The sequence below is a fragment of the Pseudomonas sp. GD04158 genome, from assembly GCF_029834875.1.
In the GTDB taxonomy this organism is placed as follows: Bacteria; Pseudomonadota; Gammaproteobacteria; order Pseudomonadales; family Pseudomonadaceae; genus Aquipseudomonas; species Aquipseudomonas hydrolytica.
On sequence record NZ_JAODYT010000087.1, the window covers coordinates 1 to 15417 of the forward strand.

Genomic DNA, 15417 nt, shown 5'->3' on the forward strand with positions numbered 1-15417 from the left:
GCCCGGCGTACAGGCACATTCCCAACAGACAGGCGAGTCGCATGCTTCAGTGCACCTTGGCCAGGGGGGGGCGATAGGGCTGTGCCAGCCAGGCCTCGAAGGCCTCGGCGGCCAGCGGCCGGCTGATCAGGTAGCCTTGTGCGGTATCGCAGTGCCAGCGCTGCAAAAGATTCAGGCCGGACGCCAGTTCGACGCCCTCGGCCACCACCTTCAGGCCCAGGCTGTGGCTCATTTCGATGGTGGAACGAACGATCACCGAGTCCTCGCTGTGGTCGTCCAGCTCGCGGATGAAACTCTGGTCGATCTTCAGCTCCTGCACCGGCATGCGCTTGAGTTGCGCCAGCGAGGAATAGCCGGTGCCGAAATCGTCCACCGACAAGCCGATGCCGTAGCCACGCAAGCCGTGCAGTACCTGCAACGCGCGCTCGGGATCGAGCATCACCCCGCTCTCGGTGATTTCGAAGATCAATTGCTCCGGCGCCACCCGGTAGCGTGCCAGCAGTGCGCCAACGCGCCCCGGCAGCTCGGCGTCGAGCAGGTCTGCGGTAGAGATGTTCAGCGACAGCTGTACCCAGATGCCGCGCCCGTCCCACTCCTGCAGCTGGCGCATGGCCTCCTCGATGACCCAGGCGGAAAGCAGCTGGATGCTGCCGGTGCGCTCGGCCAGCGGAATGAATTCGCCGGGCGAGACCATGCCCAGCTGCGGATGCTGCCAGCGCAGCAGCGCCTCGGCCTGGCGCACGAGGCCCTCGCGAATGTCCAGCTTGGGCTGGTAGTGCAACAGCAGCTGGCCCTGCGCGGCGGCGTGGCGCAGATCGCGGATCAGGCGAATCTGCCGCTGCTGGGCGGCGTCGCGGCCCTGCTGGTAGAGCTGCAGGCGCCCGGAATGCTGGGCCGCGTCCTGCATGGCGATGCGCGCACGGCGCAGCAGATCGTCCGGTGTGTCACCGTCGGCCGGGTAGGCGGCAATGCCGATGCGGCAGTCCAGGGCGATGTCCAGCGTGCCGATGCGCAGCGGCTTGAGCAGCAGCTGATGGAGACGGTCGGCGCTGGCCACTGCACTGCTGCCGTCGCACTGCTCCAGCAGCAGGAGGAACTCATCGCCCACCAGGCGCGCCAGGCTGTCGCCGGGGCGCAGGGTCGCCTGCAGACGCCGGGCCAGCTGTTGCAGGGCCAGGTCGCCGCCACCCTGGCCACAGCTCTCGTTGATCGCGGCGAAGTTGCCCACACCCAGATACAGCAGCGCCGTGGGCCGGCCGGCGGTGATCGCGCTGCCCAGCCGCTCCAGCGCCAGGGTGCGGTTGGGCAGGCCGGTCAGCGCGTCGTGCAGGGCGTTGTGCGCCAGCTGCCGCTCGCGCTCGGCGATGCCGCGCTGCATGTCGTTGACCGCCAGCGCCAGCAGGCCGAGCTCGTCGCTGCGGGCCAGGGCCACCGGCTGTTGATAGTCGCCACGGCCGATGCGCTGGGCGGCAGCGGCCAGTTCGCGCACCGGTCGCGACAGGCTGCGCGCCAGCAACAGCGCACCGATCAGCGAGGCGAGCATGGCCCCCAGGCTGATCAGCAGGATGCGCCGATCCAGCGGTGCGAACGCCGCCTCGGCCTCGCCGAGGGACTTGTGCAGCAGCGCCTCGACGCGATAGCCGGGGCCGCTGGCCAGTTGCAGGTGCTGGCCGAAGTAGTGCTCGCTGCCACCGTCGAGACGCTGCGGCATCGCGCCGGCGGCCTTCATCTGCGCTTGCAGCAGGGCCTGGGCGCTGGCCGGCAGGGTGCTGATCCACGTCGGCGCCGCACCGTCGCGACTGGCCACCAGGCTCAGCTCCAGGTGGGTCAGCTCACGCAGCTGCACGGCGAATTCGCGGTCCACGGCAAAGCCCATCAGCACCCGGGCGATCGGCAGCGGTGCGCTCACCGTGGCATCCACCAGCAGATAGATCTGCCTGCCGATGGGCAGCAGGAACAGCCGCGCCCCGTCGCGCCGCGGCCGCTGTAGCTGGCCGTCCATACGGGCCAGCGCCTCGGCGTCGATGTCCGGGTCGGTGCTCACCTGCAGGCTGCCGTCCAGCCCCAGCAGGAACACCGCGTCGGCGTTGATGCGCGCGCCCTGGTTGGCCAGTGCCGAGCGGATGGTCGGCGCATCGCCGCTGGCCACCGCCTCCTTGAAGCCGAAATCGGCCGCCAGTACCTGGGCGGCCTGCTGCAGCTGGTCGCTGCGCAGCGCCAGCAGCTGCTCGAAGACGAGACTGCCGACGTTCAGCTGCTCCTGCGCCTGGGCGCGTACTGCGGCATCGGTGGCTGCCTTCACCGCGACATAGAGGGCGCCGATCACCACCAGCAACAGCAGGATGAGGACGCCGCTGATGCGCGCCTGGAAGCTACTGCGCAGCATCTTCGGCGGCCTTCCTGAAAGCCTCGCCGAACGCGCTCGGCGCCGGCGGCGCGGGCGGCTCGGCAGGGCCGCTGCTGGCCAGGGTGAACCGCTGGCTCAGCGTCTGCACCTGCACCTGCAGCTCGCCGGCGGCCTGCGGCAACAACTGCGGATTGCCTGGGTGCCAGAGGGTCACGGCGTAGCGACCGGCCGGCAACCCGGCGATGGCCGCACGGCCGTTCTCGTCGCTGACGGCGAACCAGGGATCGTCGGTGACGTAGATATAGCCGAGCATCCAGTCATGGATATTGCAGCCCAGCACCACCAGCCCGGGCTTGTCGAACAGCACCGGCTCGCTCGGCGTGCCCTGGTACAGGCGCAGCTCGAAACGCTTGGCCGGCGAGAAGGAGTAGACCTGGTGGCGGATATCGTCGCTGTTGGGGAAGGACACCAGCGTGCCGGTACGCACCGCCAGCACATGGGGCTGGAACTGCTTGTCGCGCTGATCCATGAGCGCCGGCGGTGGCGCCTGGGATGCGTCCAGCGGGCCGTTCAGGCTGATCACCGCATCGGCCAGCGGCTGGCCGGCGGCGTCCAGCAGATCGGCATGCAGCGCCGCGGCATGCGCCAGGCCGGGCAGGACCAGGGCGGCGAACAGAACGAGGGGGAGCAGGCGGGAATTGCGACCAGTCATGCGCGAGCCTTGGCCCGAGCCGACGGCCGGGGCGTCCACAGGATTACATGCCATCTTGGCAACCGAGTTTTGGCGTACAGAATTGACAGCCTAGCTGGCCGGCGGCGAACCGGCCAGCAATCGCCCAGCCAGGGCCTTACTCGCTGCGCAAACGCTTGGGCGTGAGGCCGAGATAGCGGCGCATGGAGGTGGTCAATGCGCTCTGGCTGGAGAACCCGCACTCCTCGGCGATGCGCACCAGCGGCAGGGTGCTCTCGCGCAGCATGCGCGCGGCGCGGTCGAGGCGGGTCTTGAGCAGGTACTGGTGCGGGGTGAGGCCCACGCTGTCCTTGAACTGCGCATGGAAGTGGCTGGGGCTCAGGCACATCACCTGAGCCAGCTCGGCCACGCTGATGCGCCGCGCCAGGTGCTCGCCGATGTAGCTGTCCAGCCGCTGCAGATCCAGCGCTCCCTGCGGCTGGCGCCGCTGTTCGCCGAACAGACGCAGGTGCAGCGCCCGCAACAGCACGCCGCCGAGAGAGCGCGCCAGGATCGAGTCGCTGCCGTAGCGCTCCAGTTCGGCGCCGGCATAGCTGAGCAGGTGCTGGAAATCGGCGTCCAGCGCCGGGAATCGCGGGGTCTCGAACAGGCTGTGGAGCAGTTCCAGATCCTCGCTGGGGGTGTCCTGCTCGTCGAGATCGACGATCAGCATGCGGTTGTCGCCCATGCCGGCGAACTGGTGAGCGGCGTCGCCGGGCACCAGACAGGCGCGCATCCGGCAGACTTCGCCGCCGCGTCCGCCGACCTCGAATTCGGCGCGGCCGACCAGGGACATCACCAGTTGGTGATGATCGTGAGCATGTTCATGGGCCTGTTCATCCAGGCGAATCACACGGGCTTGCAGCATGGCGAAAGACTTGCGGCATGAAACAAGGGTTGCACTTTACTCCTTTACGGGAAAAAACGCCGCAACCCGCGACCAGCGGATGGGTTGCACCTTTTACATCGCTTGCACCAGATTGAGCCGACGAAGCGCTGCCTGCGCCATTTGCGGGCATCCGCCGCAACGCCCTGCACCGCCCGCCCCAGGCACGCCGGGCGCTCTCATCGCTGGCAGGGGAGTTGCTTGAACCAGCTACCGAAGACCTGGCCAAGTCAGCCAATGCAATGGAGCGCAGCCCATGAATCCCGAACTGTTCATCGCCCTGGGCCTGGGGGTCGCCCTGCTCACGCTCGGTCACTGCCTGAGCCAGCGCGCCGAGCGGCGCCACCAGCAGGCGCTGGGCAAGCTGGAGAACCGCACCCTGCAGCGCTGCCTGGAATTGCTCCAGGCGCTGCAGAAACACCGCGGCCTCGGCGCCCAGCAGGACCTCCACAGCGTCAGCCAGCGCAACGCCCTGGCTCGCCAACTCGACGAGCTCTGGCTGAACTGGCCCGGCACCAGCCTGCAATTGCCGCCACTGCAACAGCATTGGCCGCTGCTGCGCCGCAAACCCGCCGATTTCGAGGCGCACAGCCGCCTGATCGATGCCCTGCTGGAGGTCATCGAGCAGCTCGAGGATCGCCTGTACCAGCATCAGCATCCGGCCATTCGCGGCCTCGGCGAAGCCTGCCGCGCACTCGAGGACCTGGCCCGCCTGCGCGGGCTGGCGGTGCGCGCGGCGAACTATTCGCGCTGCCCGGCGGGTCTGCAGATGCAGATGCGCTTTCTCTGCGAGCGCCTCGACACCCAGAGCCCGGACCAGACGCTGCATGCGCTGCTCGAACGCCTGCGCCAGGAACTGATCGAGTCGCCCCAGGTGCGCCTGGCCCCCGCCGACTGCTTCGCCCTGCTCACGCCGCTGATCGACCAGCGCCTGCAGGGCATTCGCCTGACACTGGCCTGACCGCCGCGCACAGGCCGGGCGCAAAGGGAAGTCCTGGCGTTGAAAAATTCCGAGCACCGCCCCATGTAGCACTCAACATGCAAGCAAAGGTGCTCCATGAACGATCAGGACATCAACTCCGAGGCAGTCGAAGACAAGGTGCAGGTCGGTAGTACCGGCCTGGTGCTCCCCGCCCAGCAACTGCCGGACAAGCTCTACGTCATCCCCATTCACAACCGCCCGTTCTTCCCGGCGCAGGTGCTGCCGGTGATCGTCAACCAGCATCCCTGGGGACGCACGCTCAACCGCGTGGGCAATACCGAGCACAAGTGCCTGGCGGTGTTCTACGTCGACAATCCGCCGGACGAGAATGGCGAGTTCGACCTGGCCAGCCTGCCCGAGCACGGCACCCTGGTCCGCGTACACCATGTCAGCGAGGAAGGCGGCAAGCTGCAGTTCGTCGCCCAGGGCCTGACCCGCGTGCGCATCCGCGGCTGGCTGAGCCGGCGCGGCCCCTACCTGGCCGAGGTGGATTATCCCCAGGCCCCGAGCGACCCGCGCGACGAAGTGAAGGCCTACGGCATGGCACTGATCAATGCGATCAAGGAGCTGCTGCCGCTCAACCCGCTGTACAGCGAGGAGTTGAAGAACTACCTCAACCGCTTCAGCCCCAACGAGCCGTCGCCGCTGACCGATTTCGCCGCAGCGCTCACCACTGCGCCCGGCCATGAGCTGCAGGAAGTGCTCGACTGCGTGCCGATTCTCAAGCGCATGGAGAAGGTCCTGCCGCTGCTGCGCAAGGAAGTGGAAGTCGGCCGCCTGCAGAAGGAGCTGTCGGCCGAGGTGAACAGACAGATCGGCGAGCGCCAGCGCGAGTTCTTCCTCAAGGAGCAGCTCAAGCTGATCCAGCAGGAACTGGGCATCAGCAAGGACGACAAGAGCGCCGACCGCGAGGAATTCCTCGCCCGCCTCGAAGGCAAGACCCTGCCGGCGCCGGTGCGCAAGCGCATCGACGAGGAGCTGAACAAGCTGTCGATCCTCGAGACCGGCTCGCCGGAGTACGCCGTCACGCGCAACTACCTGGACTGGGCCACCGCACTGCCCTGGGGCATCCATGGCCAGGACAAGCTCGACCTCGGCCGCGCGCGCAAGGTGCTGGACAAGCACCACGCCGGCATGGACGACATCAAGCGGCGCATCACCGAGTTTCTCGCCGTCGGCGCCTTCAAGGGCGAGATCGCCGGTTCCATCGTGCTGCTGGTCGGCCCGCCCGGCGTGGGCAAGACCAGCATCGGCAAATCCATCGCCGAATCCCTCGGCCGTCCCTTCTACCGTTTCTCGGTGGGCGGCATGCGTGACGAGGCGGAGATCAAGGGCCACCGTCGCACCTACATCGGCGCCATGCCCGGCAAGCTGGTGCAGGCGCTGAAGGAAGCCGAGGTGATGAACCCGGTGATCATGCTCGACGAGATCGACAAGATGGGCACCAGCTACCAGGGCGACCCGGCCTCGGCGCTGCTGGAAACCCTCGATCCGGAGCAGAACGTCGAATTCCTCGACCACTACCTGGACCTGCGCCTGGACCTGTCCAAGGTGCTGTTCGTGTGCACCGCCAACACGCTGGATTCCATCCCCGGGCCGCTGCTCGACCGCATGGAGGTGATCCGCCTGTCCGGCTACATTACCGAGGAAAAGCTGGCCATCGCCAAGCGCCACCTGTGGCCCAAGCAGCTGGAAAAGGCCGGCGTGCCCAAGGCGCGCCTGTCCATTAGCGACGCGGCGCTGCGCGCAGTGATCGAAGGCTATGCCCGCGAAGCTGGCGTGCGCCAGCTGGAGAAGCAGCTGGGCAAGCTGGTGCGCAAATCGGTGGTCAAGCTGCTGGAGGATCCCGAGGCGAAGATCCGCATCGGCGCCAAGGACCTGGAGGAGGCCCTCGGCATGCCGGTGTTCCGCAACGAGCGGGTACTGGCCGGCGTCGGCGTGATCACCGGGCTGGCCTGGACCAGCATGGGCGGCGCCACCCTGCCGATCGAGGCGACGCGCATCCACACGCTCAACCGTGGCTTCAAGCTCACCGGCCAGCTCGGCGAGGTGATGAAGGAGTCGGCGGAGATCGCCTACAGCTACGTCAGCTCGCACCTGAAGCAGTTCGGCGGCGACCCAACCTTCTTCGACCAGGCCTTCGTTCACCTGCACGTGCCGGAAGGCGCCACGCCCAAGGACGGCCCCAGCGCCGGCATCACCATGGCCAGTGCCCTGCTCTCCCTGGCGCGCAACCAGGCGCCGAAAAAGGGCGTGGCCATGACCGGCGAGCTGACCCTCACCGGCCAGGTGCTGCCCATCGGCGGCGTACGCGAGAAGGTCATCGCGGCGCGGCGGCAGAAGATCCATGAACTGATCCTGCCGGAGGCCAACCGTGGCAGCTACGAGGAACTGCCGGACTACCTCAAGGAAGGCCTGACGGTGCATTTCGCCAGGCGTTATGGCGACGTGGCCAGGGTGCTTTTCGACTAACCACGGTGCGCGCGGCGCACCCTACGGCTCGCATGCCGCACCCCGGTGCGGCTATGCTGGGCCAGGTTTCGCCGACAGGAGTCCGTCATGAACCGCGCGTTGCGCCTGCTTACCCTGCCCGCCCTGGCCCTGCTCACGGCCTGCGCTCATCAATCCGGCACGCTGGAGCTGAAGAAGGCCAGGCAGTGCCCGCTGACGCTGAACAAGGGCCAGCAACTGATTCTCAGCCTGCCCAGCAACCCGACCACCGGCTTTCGCTGGGAGGTCCGCGACGGTGCAACGAACGTGCTGCAAAGCCTCGGCCCCGAGGTGTACAGCAATCCGGAAGATGCCGGGCTGGTGGGTGCCGGCGGCATCTCCACCTGGCGCTTCACTGCACGCGAGGCCGGCGAAGGCCGCCTGCTGCTGACCTACCAGCAGCCCTGGGAGCCGAACGTGCCGCCAGCGCAAACCTTCGAGTGTGAATTGCGGGTGAAGTGAGGGAAAACCGGCTGCAGGGGCTTTAGCCGCGACGACTGCAAACGAATCGCCGCCAAAGCGCCTCAACCCGTCCTCCCTGCCCGGCTCAGCTCTTGAGCCGGTATCCGGTCTTGAAGATCCAGCCCACCAGCAGGATGCACAGTCCGAGAAAGCCGAGGATCATCGTCAGGCTCAGGCCGACATTGACGTCGGACACGCCGTAGAAGCTCCAGCGAAAGGCGCTGATCAGGTACACCACCGGGTTGAACAGGGTCACCGTCTGCCAGGCCGGCGGCAGCATGCTGATCGAATAGAAGGCGCCGCCAAGGAAGGTCAGCGGCGTGACGATCAGCGCCGGGACGATCTGCAGCTTCTCCCAGCCGTCGGCCCACACGCCGATGATGAAGCCGAACAGGCTGAAGGTCAGCGCGGTGAGGATCAGGAATGCCGCCATCCAGATCGGATGCTGAATCTCGAAATCGACGAACAGCCGTGCGGTCAGCAGGATGATCAGGCCGAGGATCACCGACTTGGTCGCTGCCGCGCCGACATAGCCGATCAGAATCTCCAGGTACGAGACCGGCGCCGAAAGAATCTCGTAGATGCTCCCCGAGTACTTGGGCATGTAGATGCCGAACGAGGCATTGGAAATGCTTTCGGTCAGCAGCGCCAGCATGATCAGCCCGGGAATGATGAAGGCGCCGTAGCTCACGCCCTGCACCTGGGTCATGCTCGAACCGATGGCCGAGCCGAACACCACGAAGTACAGCGAGGTGCTGATCACCGGGGTGGCGATGCTCTGCAGCAGGGTGCGCCAGGTGCGCGCCAGCTCGAACAGGTAGATGGCCTTGATGGCGTACAGGTTCATGTGCGCGACTCCTTGATCAGGCCGACGAAGATTTCTTCCAGGGAACTCTGGCTCGACTGCAGATCCTTGAAGTCGATGCCGTGCTGGGTCAGATCGCGCAGCAGTTCGGCGATGCCGGTGTTCTCGTGTTGCGCATCGAAGGTGAACACTAGGGCATGGCCCTGATCGGTCAGCTCCAGGCCGTAGCGCGCCAGTTCGGCCGGCACGCAGGACAACGGCTGCTGCAGGTGCAGGGTCAGCTGCTTCTTGCCCAGCTTGTGCATCAGCACCTGCTTGTCCTCCACCAGAATGATCCGCCCCTTGCTGATCACCCCGATGCGGTCGGCCATTTCCTCGGCCTCTTCGATGTAGTGGGTGGTGAGGATGATGGTCACGCCGCGCTCGCGCAGACGCCGCACCATGTTCCACATGTCGCGACGCAGCTCGACGTCGACGCCGGCGGTAGGCTCGTCGAGAAAGAGAATCTGCGGCTCGTGCGAAAGCGCCTTGGCGATCATCACCCGGCGCTTCATGCCGCCGGACAGCTCCATGATCTTGGCGTTGCGCTTGTCCCACAGCGACAGGTCCTTGAGCAGCTGCTCGAGATAGGCCGGATCGGGCTTCTTGCCGAACAGGCCGCGGCTGAACTTGACCGTCGCCCAGACGGTTTCGAACACGTCGCTGACCAGCTCCTGCGGCACCAGGCCGATCTGCGAGCGGGCCGCGCGGTAGTCGCGGACGATGTCCTTGCCGCCGACCAGCACCCTGCCCCCGCCCGGATTGACGATGCCGCAGATGATGCTGATTAGCGTGGTCTTGCCGGCGCCGTTGGGCCCGAGCAAGGCGAAGATCTCGCCCTGGCGAATGTCCAGGTCGATGCCTTGCAGGGCCGGATGGCCCGAGGCGTAGGTCTTGTTCAGTTGCGAAATGGAGATGACCGACTGCACGGTAGAATCCTTGCCTGCGGAAAAACCACAGAGTGTAGAGCCTGACCACCCGGACAGGGCAAGTGCGGTATTGGTTCATCCCGGAAAAGCTTCGGGCGGTAGGGTGCTCCGTGCGCACCGAGGAACGAACCTGCCTGGCGCGCACAGCCCGGGCGGCCCCGCGCGCCCCTCCAGCAGTCAATGCAGGCAGAGCGCAAAAAACGGCGCGCTTGTGGCGCGCCGATGCTGCAGGTGAGGTTGAGGGTGAAGCGGCCGCGACGCTTGTGGCGCTGCGGCGATAGGCAGGGCGGCGAGCGCCGCCTTGCATATGGGGCCCGCTGCAGGAGCGGGATGTTTCGTAGGGCGGGTGCAACCCGCCAATAAAGAGCTGGCGGGTTGTACCCGCCCTACAGCGGAGTCAACAGCTTGCCGCTGGCGATGAAGGAACGCAGGTTGTCCAGCACCAGGTCGGCCATCTGCTGGCGGGTCTCGACGCTGGCGCTGCCGACATGCGGCAGCAGCACCACGTTGTCCAGCTCGCGCAAGGCCGGCGGTACCTGGGGTTCGTGCTGGTAGACGTCGAGACCGGCGCCGGCAATCACACCATTTTGCAAAGCCGTGATCAGCGCCGCCTCATCGACCACCGAACCGCGCGCGACATTGATCAGGAAACCGTCGGCCCCCAGCGCCTCGAGCACTTCGGCATCGATCAGATTCCGGGTCGCCGCACCGCCCGGACAGGTCAGCACGAGAAAGTCCGCCCAGCGCGCCAGCGCCAGCAGATCCGGCTCATGCTGGTAAGGACTGCCCTCGACCGCACGGCGGTTGTGGTAACGCAGCGGCATGGCGAAGCCCGCCGCCCGCTGCGCCACCGCCTCGCCGATGCGACCGAGGCCGACGATACCCAGGCGCTTGCCGCTGACCCGGCGGGCCAGGGGGAAGCTCTGCCCGTCGCCCCAGGCGCCGCTGCGCACAAAGCGGTCGGAGGCCGACAGACGCCGCGCACTGTCGATGATCAGGCCCATGGCCAGATCCGCCACGCAGTCGTTGAGCACGTCCGGCGTGGTGCTGATGGCGATGCCGCGCTCGCGCAGCAGCTCAAGCGGATAGGGGTCATGGCCGACGCCGAAACTGCAGATGGCACGCAGATTGGGCAACAGCTCGAGCTGCTCGGCCTTACAGCCGAAACGCGCCGAGGACACCATGTAGCGGAACTGCCCGCCCTGCTCGCGCAGAAAGGTCAGCGGCTCGGCCTGTTGCCACAGCGCACTGACCTCATACTCGGCCGCCAGCTCGCGGTTGAAGCGCTCGCTCAGCGGACCGATCTGCAGCACCTTGATCTTGCTCATCAGGCTCTCCCGTTCAGGTCACCGGCGCCGGGTTGAATAGCACCAGATCGTTATGCAGACGCAGGCGTTCGGCGCAGGTCTGCCTGCGCCCGCTGGCCACGTCCAGATAGAGCTGAAAGATATGCCAGCCCATTTCCTCCAGGCTCATGCGTCCGGAGAGGATCTGCCCGGCGTCGACGTCGATCAGGTCCGGCCAACGCTCGGCCAGTTGGCTGCGCGTGGCCACCTTGATCACCGGCACCATCGACAGGCCGTACGGCGTGCCGCGCCCGGTGGTGAAGATATGCAGGTTCATCCCCGCCGCCAGTTGCAGGGTGCCGCAGATAAAGTCGCTGGCCGGCGTGGCGCAGAACCACAGGCCCTTGCCGCGAATGCGCTCGCCCGGGGAGACGACGCCGGCAATCGGGCTACTGCCGGACTTGGCGATGGAACCCATGGCCTTCTCGACGATGTTGTTCAGCCCGCCCTTCTTGTTGCCCGGCGTGGTGTTGGCGCTGCGATCGGCCATGCCGCGCGCAAGGTAGGCATCGTACCAGTCCATCTCGCGAATCAGCGCATCGGCCACCTCGACGCTGGCGGCGCGCGGTGTCAGCAGGTGGATGCCGTCACGCACTTCGGTGTTCTCGGAGAACATCACGGTGGCACCAGCGCGCACCAGCAGGTCGGCGGCCACACCCAAAGCCGGGTTGGCGGTGATGCCGGAGAAAGCGTCGCTACCGCCGCACTGCATGCCAACCACCAGTTCGGAAGCCGGTACGGTCTCGCGGCGACGCTGGTCGAGCACCTGCAGGCGCTCCTCGATCATGCCCATGATCTGCTCGACCATGCCGGTGAAGCCGGTGCCGGAATCCTGCAGGCGGAACAGCCAGTCTTCCTCTTCCATGCCGTTGGTGAGCAGGTCGCCATCCATCAACTGGTTGGCCTGCAGTTTCTCGCAGCCGAGACTGATCACCAGCGCCTGGCCACCGAGGTTGGGGTTACGGCTGATGTTGTACAGGGTGCGGATCGGTACCACGGCGTCCGGCGCATTGATCGCCACGCCGCAGCCGTAGCTGTGCGACAGCGCCACCACGTCGTCGACATTGGGGTACCTGGGCAGGACTTCCTTGCGCACGCGCTCGACCACGTGATCGAGCACGCCGACCACGCACTGCACAGTGGTGGTCACGCCGAGGATATTTCGCGTGCCGACGCTGCCGTCCGGGTTGCGGAAACCTTCGAAGGTATAGCCCGTCAACGGCTCCCCCGGAGCGGCCTTGATGGTCGCCTTGGGCAAGTTGTCCAGCACTGGCGGCTCGGGCATGCGCAGCACCTGCTCGGTGACCCAGCTGCCGGCGGCGATGGATTTGAGCGCATAGCCGATGACCTCGCCATAGCGCACTACTTCTTGCCCTTCGGCGATATCCACCAGCGCCACCTTGTGGCTCTGTGGAATGCCTTCGATAGCCGTCAGGCCATCGTCGAACTGACCGCCTGCGGCAACGCCCTGGTCATTAACCACCACACCAACGTTGTCGGTTGGGTGCAGGCGGATATAGCGGGGCGAATCCTGATGGGGAATCAACTGCATGCTGCGTGCTCCTGTTGTGCGCTCAGGATACCGAGCCGGCATTGGCGCGCGAGGCGTCGTCCAGCTCGACCCTGTGAATACGGCCGACGATCAGGCCGAAGCTCACGACCGCCAGCAGGGCATTGAGGCCGACATAGACCAATGCCCCATCGAAAGAACCGCTATGGCTGACCAGGTAGCCGATGACGATGGGCGTGGTGATCGCCGCCAGGTTGCCAAAGGTGTTGAACAGCCCGCCGGACAGGCCAAGTATCTGCCGCGGCGAGGTGTCGGCCACCAGTGTCCAGCCCAGCGAGCCGAGACCCTTGCCGAAGAACGCCAGGGCCATCAGCGCCACCACCGCGGCGTCGCTGTCGACATAAATGCACAGCACCACGGCACTCGACAGCAGCAGGCCGAGCACCATCGGCAGCTTGCGCGCCAGGGTCAGCGAATGGCCGCGGCGCAGCATGCCGTCGGACAGCAGCCCGCCGAGCACGCCACCGATGCAACCACCGATGGCTGGCAGCGCGGCGGCGAAACCGGCGCCGAGAATGCTCATGCCGCGTGCCTGCACCAGGTACACAGGGAACCAGGTGAGAAAGAAGTACGTAATGGCGTTGTTGCAGTACTGGCCGAGGTAGATGCCGATCATCGTGCGTTGCCTGAGCAGCAGGCCCAGGTGTCGCCACTGCGAGCCACCGGCGCTGCCGCGCTGCCCTTCCAGATCGATCAGCGCACCGCCCTGAGCGAGATAGTGCAGCTCGGCCGCCTCGATCCGCGGGTGCGCACGTGGCCCATGCAGTTGCTGCAACCAGACGAACGACAGCACCAGCCCCAGGCAGCCGAGCAGGATAAACGCCGATTGCCAACCCATGGCTTGCACCACCCAGCCCATCAATGGGGCGAACAGCGCCGTGGCAGCGTACTGCGCCGAGCTGGAGATGGCCGTGGCGGTGGCGCGCTCGGCCGTGGGAAACCAGGAGGCGATGATCCGCGCGTTGCCGGGAAAGCACGGCGCGCTGGCAAAGCCCACCAGCAGCCGCAGCAGGAACATCGAGGTCACCGCCCAGGTGCTGGGCAGCCAGCCGACGAAGCCCTGCAGCAGGGTCAGTACCGACCAGACGAACAGCGCCAGGGTGTACACCGGTTTGGTGCCGAAGCGATCGAACAGCCAACCACCGGGAATCTGTCCGATCACGTAGGCCCAGCCGAACGCCGAGAAGATGTAGCCGAGCGTCACCGCGTCGATGCCGAGGCCGGCCTGCATCGCCGAACCGGCGACGGAGAGGCTGGAGCGATCGGCAAAGGTGATGGTGGTGACCAGAAACAGCATCAGCAGAATGCTGTAGCGCACCCGACCCGGTTTGGCATCTGGCATCGGCAAGGCTCGTGAGACAGAAGGAAAGGCTGAGCCGGTAGGGTGGGCCGGGCGGCGTTCCGCTGCAGCCACGGTCATCACCCCGTAGGGTGGGATTTAGCCCACCGGCTGTAATCAAGGTGGGCTGAAGCCCACCCTACAAAGCTGACTCAACGCACCAGGCAGGGCTTCTTGTTATTGAAGGTCCAGCCCGGAATCAGGTACTGCATGGCCACTGAGTCGTCACGCGCGCCCAGGCCCTTGGCCCGGTACAGCTCGTGCGCCTTGGCCAGCGCATCCCAATCCAGCTCGACACCCAGACCCGGCGTCTTCGGCACCTGCACCAGGCCACCTTCGATGCGCAGCGGGTTGCGCGTCAGGTACTGACCGTCCTGCCAGATCCAGTGGGTGTCGATGGCGGTGATGCGCCCCGGCGCCGCGGCGGCGACGTGGGTGAACATGGCCAGGGAAATGTCGAAGTGGTTGTTGGAATGCGAACCCCAGGTCAGGCCCCAGTCGTTGCACATCTGCGCCACGCGCACGGAACCGGCCATGGTCCAGAAGTGCGGGTCGGCCAGCGGAATGTCCACCGACTGCAGGGAGATGGTGTGGCCCATCTGCCGCCAGTCGGTAGCGATCATGTTGGTAGCCGTCGGCAGGCCGGTGGCACGGCGGAACTCGGCCATCACTTCACGACCGGAGTAGCCGTTCTCGGCGCCGCACGGGTCTTCGGCATAGGCCAGCACGCCATGCAGGTCGCGGCACAGGGCGATGGCCTGATCCAACGACCAGCCACCATTGGGGTCGAGCGTCACGCGGGCATTCGGGAAGCGCGCAGCCAGGGCACGAATCGCCTCCACTTCGGCCTCGCCATGCAGCACGCCGCCCTTGAGCTTGAAGTCGTTGAAGCCGTAGCGCGCGTGCGCGGCCTCGGCCTGGCGGACGATGGCCTCGGGGGTCAGCGCGGCCTGGTTGCGCACCCGCCGCCAGGCGTCGTCGGCATCGCGCTCGTCGCGGTAGCCGAGATCGGTCTTGTCCTTGTCGGCGATGAAGAACAGGTAGCCGAGCATTTCCACCGCATCGCGCTGCTGGCCTTCGCCAAGCAGGGCGGCCACCGGCACACCGAGGTGCTGGCCGAGCAGGTCGAGCAGCGCCGACTCCAGCGCGGTGACGGCATGGATGGTGATACGCAGGTCGAAGGTCTGCAGGCCGCGGCCGCCAGAGTCGCGATCAGCGAAGGCGCGGCGCACCTGATTGAGCAATGCGTTGTAGTTGCCGACCGGCTGGCCGACAAGGATCGCGCGGGCGTCTTCGAGGGTCTTGCGAATGCCCTCGCCGCCGGGGACTTCGCCGACCCCGACATGGCCGGCGCTGTCCTTGAGAATGAGGATGTTGCGGGTGAAGTAAGGGCCGTGAGCACCGCTCAGGTTGAGCAGCATGCTGTCCTGACCGGCAACCGGTACGACTTGCAGCTCGGTGATCAGCGGAGTGCCGACAGCGGCAGGAATCT

Annotated in this window: 12 protein-coding genes; 3 read left to right on the forward strand and 9 right to left on the reverse strand. The window is 66.5% G+C overall.

Features of this window, described 5'->3' with window-relative positions:
• Nucleotides 1–46: 46 nt before the first annotated feature.
• From N7333_RS21405 to N7333_RS21415, 3 genes are all read right to left on the reverse strand, one after another.
• Complete coding sequence (locus N7333_RS21405) at nt 47–2386, reverse strand: EAL domain-containing protein (protein WP_129483475.1); 2340 nt, start codon at nt 2384–2386, stop codon at nt 47–49.
• Entirely contained in the window at nt 2373–3059 is a 687-nt protein-coding gene (locus tag N7333_RS21410) for a methylamine utilization protein (RefSeq protein WP_177491233.1), read from the reverse strand. The genes N7333_RS21405 and N7333_RS21410 overlap by 14 nt, the downstream gene beginning before the upstream one ends.
• 136 nt (nt 3060–3195) lie before the next feature.
• Entirely contained in the window at nt 3196–3945 is a 750-nt protein-coding gene (locus tag N7333_RS21415; RefSeq protein WP_012017869.1) for an AraC family transcriptional regulator, read from the reverse strand.
• A gap of 274 nt (nt 3946–4219) precedes the next feature.
• Between N7333_RS21415 and N7333_RS21420 the strand changes: the two genes are divergently transcribed.
• From N7333_RS21420 to N7333_RS21430, 3 genes are all read left to right on the forward strand, one after another.
• Nucleotides 4220–4924, forward strand: coding sequence for a hypothetical protein (locus N7333_RS21420; protein WP_003241572.1), 705 nt, complete (start codon nt 4220–4222; stop codon nt 4922–4924).
• Between the two features lie 96 nt (nt 4925–5020).
• A complete protein-coding gene (lon, locus tag N7333_RS21425) occupies nt 5021–7417 on the forward strand; it encodes an endopeptidase La (protein WP_129483473.1) in 2397 nt (798 codons plus the stop codon).
• Between the two features lie 87 nt (nt 7418–7504).
• Nucleotides 7505–7897 (forward strand): protease inhibitor I42 family protein, encoded by a 393-nt coding sequence (locus N7333_RS21430; protein WP_003241568.1) that lies wholly within the window; start codon nt 7505–7507, stop codon nt 7895–7897.
• Between the two features lie 85 nt (nt 7898–7982).
• On the opposite strand, the gene N7333_RS21435 is transcribed toward N7333_RS21430, so the two are convergent.
• The 6 genes from N7333_RS21435 to gudD form a co-directional block, all read right to left on the reverse strand.
• On the reverse strand, nt 7983–8744 hold the full coding sequence (locus N7333_RS21435; protein ID WP_003241566.1) for an ABC transporter permease: 762 nt from the start codon (nt 8742–8744) through the stop codon (nt 7983–7985).
• Nucleotides 8741–9670: an ABC transporter ATP-binding protein gene (locus N7333_RS21440; RefSeq protein WP_129483472.1), complete on the reverse strand. Its 930-nt coding sequence runs from the start codon at nt 9668–9670 to the stop codon at nt 8741–8743. The genes N7333_RS21435 and N7333_RS21440 overlap by 4 nt, the downstream gene beginning before the upstream one ends.
• 386 nt (nt 9671–10056) lie before the next feature.
• Nucleotides 10057–10998 carry a 2-hydroxyacid dehydrogenase gene (locus N7333_RS21445; protein ID WP_129483471.1) on the reverse strand — a complete coding sequence of 314 codons (942 nt, stop codon included), beginning with the start codon at nt 10996–10998 and terminating at the stop codon, nt 10057–10059.
• Nucleotides 10999–11011: 13 nt separating this feature from the next.
• A complete protein-coding gene (gene garD / locus N7333_RS21450; RefSeq protein ID WP_129483470.1) occupies nt 11012–12568 on the reverse strand; it encodes a galactarate dehydratase in 1557 nt (518 codons plus the stop codon).
• A 22-nt stretch (nt 12569–12590) separates the two neighbouring features.
• Nucleotides 12591–13928, reverse strand: coding sequence for an MFS transporter (locus N7333_RS21455; protein WP_129483469.1), 1338 nt, complete (start codon nt 13926–13928; stop codon nt 12591–12593).
• 149 nt (nt 13929–14077) lie between these two features.
• The gene (gudD, locus tag N7333_RS21460; protein WP_279859362.1) at nt 14078–15415 is read right to left on the reverse strand and encodes a glucarate dehydratase; all 1338 of its coding nucleotides are present in this window, start codon (nt 15413–15415) and stop codon (nt 14078–14080) included.
• Nucleotides 15416–15417: the final 2 nt, after the last annotated feature.